This is a genomic window from Leptotrichia sp. oral taxon 218 (genome assembly GCF_018128225.1).
Taxonomy (GTDB): Bacteria; Fusobacteriota; Fusobacteriia; order Fusobacteriales; family Leptotrichiaceae; genus Leptotrichia.
This window is the reverse complement of sequence record NZ_CP072377.1, coordinates 545,160-558,140: the sequence shown is the minus strand read 5'-3', so window position 1 is coordinate 558,140 and position 12,981 is coordinate 545,160. Positions and strand designations below refer to the sequence as shown.

Annotated in this window: 12 protein-coding genes and 1 pseudogene; 1 reads left to right on the top strand and 12 read right to left on the bottom strand. The window is 30.1% G+C overall.

The genetic code is table 11. From position 1 onward, the window contains the following. The gene (locus tag J5A73_RS02680) at positions 1-1,449 is read left to right on the top strand and encodes a glutamate synthase subunit beta (protein ID WP_211616387.1); all 1,449 of its coding nucleotides are present in this window, start codon (positions 1-3) and stop codon (positions 1,447-1,449) included. Between the two features lie 111 nt (positions 1,450-1,560). On the opposite strand, the gene J5A73_RS02675 is transcribed toward J5A73_RS02680, so the two are convergent. The 12 genes and pseudogenes from J5A73_RS02675 to secD form a co-directional block, all read right to left on the bottom strand. Next, entirely contained in the window at positions 1,561-2,505 is a 945-nt protein-coding gene (locus tag J5A73_RS02675; RefSeq protein ID WP_211616385.1) for an acetyl-CoA carboxylase carboxyltransferase subunit alpha, read from the bottom strand. A gap of 36 nt (positions 2,506-2,541) precedes the next feature. After that, complete coding sequence (gene accD, locus J5A73_RS02670; RefSeq protein ID WP_211616383.1) at positions 2,542-3,393, bottom strand: acetyl-CoA carboxylase, carboxyltransferase subunit beta; 852 nt, start codon at positions 3,391-3,393, stop codon at positions 2,542-2,544. A gap of 133 nt (positions 3,394-3,526) precedes the next feature. Next, positions 3,527-4,453 carry a pseudouridine synthase gene (locus tag J5A73_RS02665; protein ID WP_371813411.1) on the bottom strand — a complete coding sequence of 309 codons (927 nt, stop codon included), beginning with the start codon at positions 4,451-4,453 and terminating at the stop codon, positions 3,527-3,529. A gap of 29 nt (positions 4,454-4,482) precedes the next feature. Then, positions 4,483-5,586 (bottom strand): rod shape-determining protein RodA, encoded by a 1,104-nt coding sequence (rodA, locus tag J5A73_RS02660; protein ID WP_211616381.1) that lies wholly within the window; start codon positions 5,584-5,586, stop codon positions 4,483-4,485. Between the two features lie 14 nt (positions 5,587-5,600). Then, positions 5,601-6,818, bottom strand: coding sequence for a pitrilysin family protein (locus J5A73_RS02655; RefSeq protein WP_211616379.1), 1,218 nt, complete (start codon positions 6,816-6,818; stop codon positions 5,601-5,603). Positions 6,819-6,838: 20 nt separating this feature from the next. Further along, positions 6,839-7,857 (bottom strand): annotated as a pseudogene (locus J5A73_RS02650) (LptF/LptG family permease). A gap of 90 nt (positions 7,858-7,947) precedes the next feature. Beyond that, positions 7,948-9,051, bottom strand: a complete 1,104-nt coding sequence (locus J5A73_RS02645; RefSeq protein WP_211616377.1) for an LptF/LptG family permease — start codon at positions 9,049-9,051, stop codon at positions 7,948-7,950. Positions 9,052-9,068: 17 nt separating this feature from the next. Continuing rightward, positions 9,069-9,377 carry a hypothetical protein gene (locus tag J5A73_RS02640; RefSeq protein WP_211616375.1) on the bottom strand — a complete coding sequence of 103 codons (309 nt, stop codon included), beginning with the start codon at positions 9,375-9,377 and terminating at the stop codon, positions 9,069-9,071. Between the two features lie 2 nt (positions 9,378-9,379). After that, a complete protein-coding gene (locus J5A73_RS02635; protein WP_211616373.1) occupies positions 9,380-9,640 on the bottom strand; it encodes a hypothetical protein in 261 nt (86 codons plus the stop codon). Positions 9,641-9,650: 10 nt separating this feature from the next. After that, the gene (gene alr / locus J5A73_RS02630; RefSeq protein ID WP_211616371.1) at positions 9,651-10,733 is read right to left on the bottom strand and encodes an alanine racemase; all 1,083 of its coding nucleotides are present in this window, start codon (positions 10,731-10,733) and stop codon (positions 9,651-9,653) included. 52 nt (positions 10,734-10,785) lie between these two features. Then, a complete protein-coding gene (secF, locus tag J5A73_RS02625) occupies positions 10,786-11,757 on the bottom strand; it encodes a protein translocase subunit SecF (protein WP_211616369.1) in 972 nt (323 codons plus the stop codon). Beyond that, positions 11,750-12,964: a protein translocase subunit SecD gene (gene secD, locus J5A73_RS02620; RefSeq protein WP_211616367.1), complete on the bottom strand. Its 1,215-nt coding sequence runs from the start codon at positions 12,962-12,964 to the stop codon at positions 11,750-11,752. The genes secF and secD overlap by 8 nt, the downstream gene beginning before the upstream one ends. Positions 12,965-12,981: the final 17 nt, after the last annotated feature.

Here is a 12,981-nt window from a genome sequence, read left to right as displayed (position 1 = left end):
ATGGGAAAACTAGGTGGATTTTTAGAAATACATAGAGAAGAGAAAAAAATTAGGGAAATTTCTGACAGAATTAAAGATTTTAATGAAATTGACATCCCTTTAAATGATGAATACATAGAAACACAGGCGGCTAGATGTATGGACTGCGGAGTTCCTTTTTGCCACTGGGCCTGTCCTGTCGACAACCACTGTCCTGAATGGCAAGATTTAGTTTATAACGGTGAATGGAAAAAGGCTTTGGACTTGCTTTTGTCAACAAATCCATTTCCTGAATTTACTGGGCGAATTTGTCCAGCACTTTGTGAAGGAAGCTGTACTTTAGGAAAAAATGATAAACCTGTAACTACTAAAAATATTGAACTTGCTCTTATTGAAAAAGGTTGGGAAAATGGATGGGTAAAACCAAAAACTCCTAAAAAAAGATTTGATAAAAAAATTGCAGTAATTGGAAGTGGACCATCTGGACTTGCTGCTGCTCAAACTTTAAATAGATACGGTTATAATGTAACAGTTTATGAAAGAGATGAAAAACCAGGTGGACTTCTTGCTTTAGGAATTCCTGATTTCAAATTGGATAAAAAAATCATCGATAGAAGAGTTAAATTAATGGAAGATGAAGGTGTTAAATTTATTTACAATGTTGAAGCTGGAAAAGATATTTCTACTGAAGAATTAGAAAGCAAATATGATATTATTGTTATGGCTTGTGGTTCTAAACAAGGTAGAGATTTAAAAATAAAAGGAAGAGAAGCTAAAGGTGTTCATTTGGCTATGGAATTCTTAACTCAACAAAATAGAAAAGTTAGCAATGTTCCTTTATATGACGAAGAAATTAACGTAAAAGGTAAACATGTGCTTGTAATTGGTGGTGGAGATACTGGTTCTGACTGTGTTGGAACTTCTGTAAGACAAGGTGCTGCGAGTGTTAAACAAATTGAAATTATGGACAGACCATCTGAAATAAGAACAAAAAAGAATCCTTGGCCGCAATATCCATTTATTTTAAAAACTTCTACTTCTCACAAGGAAGCAACTAGCATTTATGGTGAAGACCCAAGAGAATGGAATATTACTACAAAAGAATTTATTAAAGATGAAAATGGTAAATTAACAGGTGTAAAAATTGCTAAAGTTGAAAGTTTTAAAGATGAAAATGGTAGATTAGGATTTAAAGAAATCGAAGGTTCTGAAGAAATTATAAAAGTTGATTTTGTATTTTTAGCAATCGGATTCTTGCATCCTTACTTTGAAGGATTAATTGAAAATTCAAAAGTTCAAATTGATGGAAGAGGAAATGTTAGTGCAAATGTAATCGACCACCATACTTCTCAAGAAAAATATTTCGCTGCAGGAGATGTAAGACGAGGGCAATCATTAGTAGTTTGGGCTATTAGTGAAGGTAGAAATGCTGCTAAGGCTATTCATGAACATTTGAGAAAAAATAAATAATAATAATATAAAAAACTCTTAGAAAAAATAAAATTCTAAGAGCTTTTTTTATTTTAATTTATAAATAAACTCAAAATTTAAATAAATTAATTTTTTTATTTTTAGAAAATCTTATTCAAAAAATTCTCCCATTTTTCTAAATTTTTCATATCTTCTATCAAGTAATTCTTCGATAGAAAATTTATCTATTTTTTCAAATTCTTTTAAAACAGCTTCTTTCAAATTTTGTGCCATTTTTTCAAAATCTCTGTGAGCACCACCTAACGGCTCTTCAATAATTTCATCAATAACTCCCAGATTTTTTAAACTTATTGCGTCCATTTTCAAATTTTTTGCAGCTTCTGGAGCTTTTGAAGCGTCGTTAAAAAGTATTGAGGCACATCCTTCCGGCGAAATAACAGAATATATACTATTTTCAAGCATAAGCACAGAATCAGCAACACCAATTCCAAGTGCACCACCACTTCCACCTTCTCCGATGACAACAGACACAATAGGAACTCTCAAGCCAAACATTTCTTTTAAATTCATGGCGATTGCTTCTCCTTGACCTTTTTCTTCAGCTTCAATTCCTGGATAAGCTCCTGCTGTATCTATTAAAGTCAAAATTGGCAATTTAAATCTTTGTGCCATTCTCATAAGTCTTAGCGCTTTTCTATATCCTTCTGGACTTGCCATTCCAAAATTTCTGTAAATATTTGAATCTATATCTCTTCCTTTTTGATGACCAATTATCATAAATTTATAGCCATCCACATCTGCCAGTCCTCCGACAATTGCGTGATCATCTTTAGATAATCTATCTCCATGAAGTTCGACAAAATCCTCAGCTAATGCATTTATATAATCTAATGTATACGGTCTTTGCGGATTTCTTGAAATTTGGATTCTAGCCCAAGCGTCCATTTCATTTTCTTCAAAATTTTTATATTTTTCTTCCAACTGATTTTCTAATTCAGAAATTTGAGCTGAAAAGTCAATATTTTTTTCTTTGGAAAAATTTTTTAACTCTGCTATGTTATTTTCTAATTCTTTTATTTCATCTTTTAAACTCATATTTTTTCCTCTCTAATTTTAATAAAATTTATTAAATTATATTAATTTTTCAATTATTCTATAAATTGTTTCTTTCAGATCTTTTCTTTCAGAAATAACATCTACCATTCCATGTTCCAACAAAAATTCCGCTCTTTGAAATCCTTTTGGCAATTTTTGATTAACAGTTTGTTCAATTACTCTTGGCCCTGCAAACGCAATTAGTGCATTTGGCTCAGTCACAATCACATCTCCAAGCATCGCAAAAGACGCTGTAACTCCACCTGTAGTTGGATCAACTGGAACTGAAATAAAAGGAATTCCAGCTTCATTTAATCTTTTCACAGCTCCAGAAGTTTTTGCCATTTGCATAAGCGAAACAATTCCCTCCTGCATTCTAGCTCCACCAGAACTTGACACAATTACAACTGGTATTTTTTTCTCAAGTCCTCGTTCCAGTGCACGAGTTATTTTTTCTCCAACAACAGAACCCATACTTCCACCCATAAAATTAAATTCCATTGCGGCAATACTGACATCTATTCCGTTTATTTTACCAACTCCACTAATTACACCATCAAGCATTCTACTTTTCTCTCTTGCCACTTCCAATTTTTCTTCATATCCTGAAAAATCTAAAATATTTTTTGAATTAATCGTCATATCTTCTTCAAAAAAAGTTCCATGGTCAATAAGAAGCTCTATTCGTTCAAAGGCTGTAAGCCTAAAATAATTTCCACATTTTGGACAAATATTTAAATTGTTTTTTAAATCTTCGTTGTAAATAATTTCATTACAACGCTTACATTTTTGCCATTTATTGTCATCAACGACATCTAGCGTCAATTTTGATTTAGATGTAAGTGTTGCATACTTTTTTTTTGATTTTCTGCTCGAAAATAATCCCATTTTTTTACCTCTCATATTTATTAATTTTTATTAATTTTTACTTTACTTAAAATAGTAAAATATAACACATGTTACACAAAAATAATACCTTATGATAATTAGAAAAAACTTTATTTAATATTATTAAATCATATTAAATAAAAACTTCACTTTCAATTGAAAACTCATAATTATCAAAAGAAACAAAATAGCAGCATAAATAAAACTTTTCCTCTTTTTTACCATATTTGGAATCTCCAATTATTGGTAAACCTGCATTTGCAAGTTGTGCTCTTATCTGATGCTTTCTTCCAGTTACCAAATCAACATCTAAAACTATATTTTTTTTATCTTTTAATAATTCAAAATTTTTTAAATGTGCAAGTTTTTTCTCTTTAAAATATGTGATACTTTTTTTTGAATCTTTTGAAATTGGACTATCGCTTACAATTACTCCATTTTTTTCTGTTGTCAAATAATTTTCAATCTTAAAATTTAATTTATTTTCTTTTTTTAATTCTTTTAATTCTTTAATATTTATATTATTATTATTATTATTATTGTTATTATGAACAATTGCAAAATATTTTTTTTTGACTTCATTATTTCTAATTTTTTCCGAAATATACCGCAAAAATTTTAAATTCTTGCAGCCAATCACAAGTCCCGATGTATCGTAATCCAATCGATTTGAAAAATTTATATTCTCATTCTGATAAATTTTTTTAAAAACTTCTGAAAGTCCGTAACTATGCCCAGTTCCTTTGTGCATAGCAATTTTTTCTTTTTTATTCACGATAAAAAAATCTTTATTCTCAAAAATTACCATTTTTTTATAATTTTCAATATCTTCTTTTTTTATCTTAATTTTTTCAAATTTATTTTCTTTTTTTTCAGAAGATTTTAGCATTTTTATTGTCAAAATATCGCCCAAAGAAAGCCGATAATTTTCTTTGGACTTTTTAGCATTGACCTTCACATCCCCATTTCTGATGGATGAAAAAATTTTATTGAGCGGCTCATTTTTAAATTGTTTTCGCAAATATCTATCAAGCCGCATATTTTCCATTTCAGAGTTCACAACTACTTTTTTTCTTCCAAATTTTTCTCCTAATCTGCGTGAATTTTTACACTTTCAACCAATCCTATCATAAGAAACGCTGCAAGAAATGAACTTCCTCCATAACTCATGAAAAGTAGCGGTTTTCCAGTAACTGGCACAAGTCCTATTGTCATTCCAACATTTACGATTACATGCATAAAAAACACGCCTGAAATTCCGTAGAGCAAAAGCTTCCCAAACTCATCATGAATAACACGGGTTATTCTCATTGTCCTAAATATAAGTCCAAAATACAGCAGCAAAGTTAGAACTGAACCAGCAAATCCCAATTCTTCAGACAAAACTGAAAAAATAAAATCTGTCTGAGCTTCCGGCAAAAATTCCAATCTACTTTGGCTTCCCTGCAAAACTCCTTTTCCAAGCGCACCTCCCGCTCCAACTGAAATTTTTGACTGAGTTACATGCCAACCAGTTCCTTTCTCATCTTTTGCTGGATTTAAAAATGTTTCCACTCTCGTTTTTTGATAATCACTTAGCACAAATCTATAAACAGGATAAATTGAGAGCAAAATAACTGTTCCAATTATCCAAATCGGCTTCATATTTGCACCATATAAAAATATCATAAACACATAAGCCGAAACTGTAATCAAAGTTGTACCCAAATCCGGCTGAATTAAAATTAAAAGAATAAGTGGCGAAACTGGCAAAACTGCTGTCACAATATCCATCAAATTATTAATTCCCTCTTTATATTCATTTGCAATTCTATATGCAATCATTATAATAATAGCGATTTTTACAAATTCTGACGGCTGCAACTGAAAAGGTCCGATTGAAATCCAACGCTGTGCTCCCAATGTTTTTTTCCCTAAAAATCTTACAACAAGCAAAAGAATAATACATATTCCATATATATGCTTAGTATATTTTCTTACTTCTCTATAATCAATAAACGATATAATAATTACTAAAATAGTCCCTATCGCAATCCACATGATATTTTTCCCAACAAATCCACTTTTTCTAGTTGCACTATAGACAAATATTGTACTAAGCGTCACAAGTGCATATGTTATCAACAAAATGATTTTATCCATCTGAGAAAAACTACTTTTTATCTGTTCTAACAATCTCTGATTTTGTAACATTTTCATCTCCTAATTTATTTTATATTTCCTAAAACTGTAATATTTTTTTTAATATATTGATTTTTTAAAAATTTATTTATATCTTCTAATTTTACGCCATTTATTTCATCTTTCAGCTTTTGTGGCTCTAAAATCTCATTTTTCCGAGAATAATAACTTCCAAGAATACTCATTCTAGCACGAGGATTTTCAAACGAAAACGCAATTTTACTCATATATTTATTTTTAGCCTTTTGAAGTTCCTCCTGAGAAACGCCATTTTCTCTCAATTTTTCAAATTCATTTAATGTAATTTCTATCGCTTTTTCATAATTTTGAACATTTGTACCAATGTAAGTCGACGAAACTCCTCCTGAGAGATAATATTGATTGTAAGTATAAACTGAGTAAGCAAGTCCATTTTTTTCACGGATTTCCTGAAAAAGTCTGGAACTCATAGAACCACCTATGATGTTCGAAGAAAGATCTAAATAAACTTTATCTTTGCTATCATATCTTTTCCCTTCAAAAGATATGCAAATGTTTACTTGATTAATATCTTTTTTTTCAATTCTCTTCCCTTCATTAAAAGAAAAATCAATTTTATCTCTTCTGTCAATTTTTTTATCTTGTAATTTATCAAAATATTCATCAACTTTCGAAATAATTTTATCTTTGTCAAAATTTCCTGAAACAACAACAAAAATATTATCTTTTGTATATCTTTCACTATAATATTTTTTTATATCATTAGAACTAAATCCTTTGACGCTCTCTTTAGTCCCAATAATCGGCTTTCTATACTGACCATTTATGCAGTCTCCATAATTCAGTTCAAAAACTAAATCATCAGGTGTATCTTTATACATTTTTATCTCTTCGATAACCACATCTTTTTCTTTTTCCAGTTCATCTTTGTCAATAATCGAATTTGTTACTATATCAAACAAAATGTCCACCGATTTTTCTAAAAACTCAGTCAGCGCATTTATATAAAAAACAGTTTCTTCTTTTGTCGTATGAGCATTAATACTTGCTCCAAAATAATCAATTTCACTTGAAATTTCAAAATAATTTCTCTTTTTTGTCCCTTTAAAAATCATATGTTCCAAAAGATGTGAAATTCCTTCTTCATTATCACTTTCATCTTTTGATCCAGTTTTTACAAAAACTCCAACTGAGCAAGTTGAAATATTTTCTAATCTATCAAAAATAACTTCTATTCCTGATTTTGTTTTAATTTTTTCCGTCATTTTTTAATCCTTTCTGAGTTTTAATATTCAGCATCTTTAAATAATTTCATTCCTATAACAAAAAATACAACTAAAGGTAAAAAACATGCCATATAAATTGGTATTGTTCCAGACACAGCAAGTGAACGCAAAATTGTAGCCGCACCATAATAAGCATATCCTATTATAACCGATAACCCAATATTTACTGCAGCTCCTCCTCGAACATATCTACTTCCAAGCGAAAGTCCAATAAAGCACATGACAAACGACGCAAGAGAAAATGCTATTCTATAATAAAATTCTATTCTCAAATCCAGTGAATCCGCTCCAACTCTTGTAAAATAAACAACTTTTTGCCGCAATTCAGGCATTGTCAAATTTTTTACTTTTACAGGACCTGCTAAAACATAATCCATCGAAGCAATAAAATTAAATTTTGAATTATCTATCGGCGTTGTCAAATTTGTTGTAAGATTATAGTCTTTTAAGTCTACAAATCTCCACTTATTTGTTTTTGGATTAATTCTAGCACTTTTTGCTGTATACATTTTTTCTATTTTTTTAAATCCTCTGTTCATTTTTATTATTATAATATCTTTCATCTCACCTGTCGTACGGCTTGCAAATCCAGCAAAAAGAACTGTATTTTTATCAATTTTTACAAAAATAAAGTTTCTTTCAGATTTAGATTTTTGAACATCCGTTTCATTAATTTTAAGTTCTTTTAAATTTTCTTTTTTGTGTTCGCTTTTCCCAAATAGCCATAATTTAGCCAAAATACACCAGCGCTTATTAAAAATGAAAATATGACTGGAAATAAAACTATTCTTGCAAAACTTATACCACTTGTCTTCATCGCAGCAACTTCCAGCTGTTTTGCCATTTTACTTATACATAAAAGACTTCCCAAAAGTACTCCAAGTGGCGCAGTATTTGTCACAATTTCAGGAATTCCATATCTCAAATATTTTATCGCATCATGAAACTTAAATTTCCCGTCCATCATCCAACCAGTAATATTAATACTTTCTGCCAATATAAATATTAAAAAGAACATCATCATACCCAGAAAAAAACTTTTTATATAATTTATAATTATATATCTATCTAATTTACTTATCATTGTTTAATATTCTCCTTTTTTGGCTTAATTCCCTTTCATTTTTTTCACAGAAAAATAAATACAAAGTAATAAAAGCACAAAATTTGGTGTCCACATCGCAATATTCGCTGAAACATGATTTTTTAACACCATAATTTTGGCATAACTGACTAAACCAATATATCCAAAAATTACAATAAGACTGACTCCAAAACTTATTCCTCTCCCGCTTCTTCTATGTCCAACTGAAAGTAGCACTCCCAACCAACACAAAAATGTACTTGCAAGAGGTCCAATAACCCTCTGATATATTTCAACTAACGCCTTTAGTGCATCTTCTCTTCGTTCTGGATCTTTATTTTTAATATTTTTTTTATAATAATTTTTTAATTCTTTTAAATTCATTTCTTTTCTGCTTTTTTCTTTAAATTTTTTTTCCGTTTTAAAAAATGTAGTGATTGGGACTTCCTGCTCTTGATATTTTGCTTGAACATGACTACTTCCATCGTTTTTAAACAAAAATCCTTCAATATTTTTAAACTTTATTATTCCTGGATCAAATTTTGCACTTTCTGCTAAAAATACTATTGGATAAGGATTATTTCCTCTTTTATTTATAAACAAAAAATGTTTTGCCGTCGCATTTTTATTATTTACTTCGTCAATATAAAAGCCAAATCCCTTTTCTTCATTTGTCAAAAATATTTTTTCTTCCGTCAACGAATTTGGTTTTGAAGCAAGTATTAACTTTGTCTGTGCATTAATATTTGCAAGTGCTCTAGGATTTACATAAATTTCCAAGCTCAAACCAATTATTGTTAAAACAAGTCCAAAGAAAAATGCAGGTCTTATTATTCTAAAAAGTCCAATTCCAGAACCTTCCATTGCAACAATTTCGTTAGTTTCAGAAAGTCCGCCGTAAACTAGCATCACTCCCAAAAACGCTCCCATCGGTATCGTCTGAACAAGTACTCCTGGCATTGCATAAAACACATAATCCACTATTGACATAGTTGGTAAGTCACTTGCAAATATTCGTTCCATAATTTCCATCACGACATTTAACATCATAATAAATGTAAATATGCTGATTCCAAATAGCGACGGTAAAATTAATGAACTATAAATATATCTATCTATCGTTTTCATATTATTTCCTTTATTTTTTAAAATTTAAAATTGTCATTTTTATCATTTTTTCTATAATAATCCAGCACTTCTTTTATTTTTTCTCTCTCTTTTTTTTCTTCTGTATAATTTTTAATGGAATATTTCATAAATTTTGGAAATAAATCTATATATTGAGGAGCAAAATCTGCTACGGTCTGTATCACTTTACTTTCTTTGCATAAAGTTTTAACTCTTTTACTTTTCATCCCGCCAATTACAACTATAACATAGATAATTAATACAACCAAAAACATTTTTATCCCAGCAAATAACATTCCAGCAGCTCCATTAAATCTTTCATCCACTTTTATTTTTTTAAAAATTGGGAATTTTTGAACAAAAATATTGTAATAATTAAATAAAGCAAGAATATTAATATTATGTAAAAATTCAACTGATTGAATAACGATGCTTTAGGTCTTTTAATAATTGTATCAAATAATAATTTTGAGAAAAACATAATAAATATCCATTTAAACATGTCATAAAATCCCAAAGTAAATCCATATCCGTATCCCATCACAAGAAATGCCACCAACATCATTACAAACATTGTGTCCAATATCATAAAATTTCTCCTATTTTACATAAATTCTTGGAACTCTCTGACTAATTCCACATAAAATCTCATATGAAATTGTATTACATAACTCGGCAACTTCCGAAACGCCTATATTTTCTCCAAAAAATTCAACCACATCGCCTTTTTTCACTTCATTCGCCAATTCTTCTGGAATATGCACCATAAGCTGATCCATGCAAACTCTTCCCACAATTTTGCATCTATGTCCCTTATAATAGACACATCCTTTATTTGACAAATCTCTTCTAACTCCATCAGCATAACCTATCGAAACAGTCGCATAAGTCTGACCTGCTTTTCCCAAATAAGTATTTCCATAACTTATAAAACTATCTTCTTTCAATTTTTTGATATAGCTAATTTTAGCAAAAAGTGACATCACGGGTTTAAATTTATAAGGTGTTGTCTCTTCATCGGTAACACCTCCGTAAATTATTATTCCAACTCTCACAAAATCATATTTGTCATTTTTTAATTTTAAACTTCCAAAACTGTTTAACAAATGTTTGTATTTTATAGATGGCAATTTTGAAATTATTTTTTTGCTAATTTCTTGAAAATTATTTTCTTGAAACTCAGTATATTTCGCATCTGTATCCGAAGAAGAAAAATGTGAAAAAATTCCTACTGGATTTACAAATTTGCAATTTTTTAATTTTTCAGTCAATTCGTCAATCTCATGCTTTTGAAATCCAACTCTTCCCATTCCCGTATCAACCGCTAAAAATACATCAGTTGGAATTTGAGATTTTTCCAAATATTTAATTTCTTCGAAATCTGTGACCATAAAATAAATATTTTTTTCTGAAATTTTATCCATATATTCATATTCTATCGGTCCCAAAATAAGAACGCTCACATCACTGTCAAATTCCTTTACTTTTAGTGCTTCTTCCGCAGTTGCAACAGCAAAATGCCTAATTCCTTTTTGAATCAATGATTCGCATATTTTTAACATTCCGTGACCATAAGCATCCGCTTTTATAACGGCTATCATCTTTTCTTTTGGTGCCACTTTTTCAATTTCATCTATATTGTGATATAAGTTTTTAATGTTTATTTCCGCCCAACAACGCATTTTAATTCACCTCTATAATTATTATAGGAGCAAAAAGCTCCTATTTTATTGATTAAACTAATACTTTATCTTTTTCATCGTATCCGTTTACTGTTTTAGTTGTTCTATTTGATTTTTCTTGTTTTTTATCGTTATTATTATTTTTTTTCAATTTTTTCATCAAATAAACTAGCGGACTTGCCACAAATATTGATGAATAAGTACCAAACAACATTCCTAAAAACAATGTCATACTAAAAGTTTTTAGCGAATCTCCACCAAAAATAAGTAAAACTATAACTGAAAATAATGTTGTAAGAGAAGTATAAATTGAACGAGCAAATACTTGATTTATCCCAGTTTCAACGATTTCCGAAAAAGGTTTATTTTCTCTATTTTTCTTACTTTTCTTTTCATTTTCACGAATTCTGTCAAATACCACAATCGTGTCATTTATTGAATATCCTAAAATTGTTAAAATTGCCGCAACAAACGGAGTATCAATTTCGTATCTGAAAAGCGCAATAAGTCCAAATGAAATAATTACATCGTGAAGAAGTGCCAAAATTCCAGCAATGGCATAAACTAATTCAAATCTTACAGTTATGTAAATTACAATAAATATACTTCCAATCAAAAGCGCCTTTATCGCATTCATAGTCAATTCTTTCCCGATTACCGCTCCAACTGTGTCATCTTTTGTAATTTCATATTTTCCAGTATTTTTTTCAAGCTGTGTCAACATTTCATTTTTTTGAGCATTTGTCAACTGACTTGTTCTAATTATAACACTGTTGTCTGTTTCTGAAAACTGTACTCTTTTTGTCTTTAACTGCGGAATTGCACTTATTAAATTATCTAATGTTCCATTTACTTTTACTTGTTCCACTTTTTGTGGATATTTTAACTGAATAAGATTTCCACCTTTAAAATCTATCCCCAAATTTAATTTTATAGTAAAAAGAAATATTAGGGACAATATTACCATTATTGCCGAAAACGACAAATAATATTTTTGATGTTTTATCACTCGAAATTTAGTCATTTTTTGGAACTCCTTTCCAGAACAGCTGTTCTTTTTTCAAATTAAATGCTTTTACGACAAAACGAAGTAATATTTTTGAAACAAATACTGCCGTTATTATTGTAACAACTACCCCAAGCGACAAGGTTACAGCAAAACCTTTAATCGGTCCTGTTCCCAAGAAAAATAATACTGCCGCTATTAGTAATGTCGTTATATTCCCATCAATTATTGCTGGAAGAGCATTACTGTACCCATTTTCTATCGCATCGTGCAAAGATTCCCCTTGCGCCATTTCTTCTTTAATTCTCTCATATGTAATTACATTCGAGTCAACTGCCATTCCAAGTGTTAAAATAAACCCAGCAATTCCTGGAAGTGTCAATGCCGCACCAACCATGCTAAGTGAAGCCAATACCAAAAATCCATTTATAAGTAATGCAATATCCGCCACAATTCCAGGTATTTTATAAATTGCTATCATAAAAATTGAAATCGCTAACATTGCAATTACTCCAGCTATTTCAGTTTTTTGAATTGAATCAACTCCAAGTGTCGCACCAACTGTTCTATTTTCAACAATTTTTATTTCTACAGGAAGTGCACCAGATTTTAATAAATTTGCCAAATCATTTGCTGATTCCATCGTAAAGTTTCCGCTTATACTTCCACTTCCACCAGCAATTTCTTCGTTAATTCTAGGTGCTGACTGTTCTTTCCCGTCAAGCATAATTGCAAGTTGTTTTCCTTTGTTTTCTCTTGTAATTTTCGCAAATTTTTCAGCTCCAGAAGGAGTTAGCTCAAAAGTTACAACTGGACGGCTCAAGTTATCTTGTCCAATTCCTGCATTTTTAAGTGCCGAACCTTCTAAAAGTGTAGGTCCATAATTCCCATTTGCATCTTTTATTTTAAATTCCAGCTTTGCTGTTGTCCCTATCAAGTCAACCGCTTTTTTAGGATCTTTAATTCCCGCAAGTTCTACGATTAACTTGTCATTTCCACTTATTTGAATTACAGGTTCTGCTACTCCAAGGCTGTTTACCCTTCTCTCAATAATGTCTTTTACTTTGTTCATCGTATCTTTGTCAATTTTCCCCTGCGCTTGAAGCACAACCGAAGTTCCTCCCCGCAAATCCAATCCAAGCTTTATTTTATTTAATGATAAAATAATAGCTGGAACAACTAATATAATAAGTAGCCAAATATAGTGCTTTTTACTATTTTCCATATTAAAATCCTTTCTCT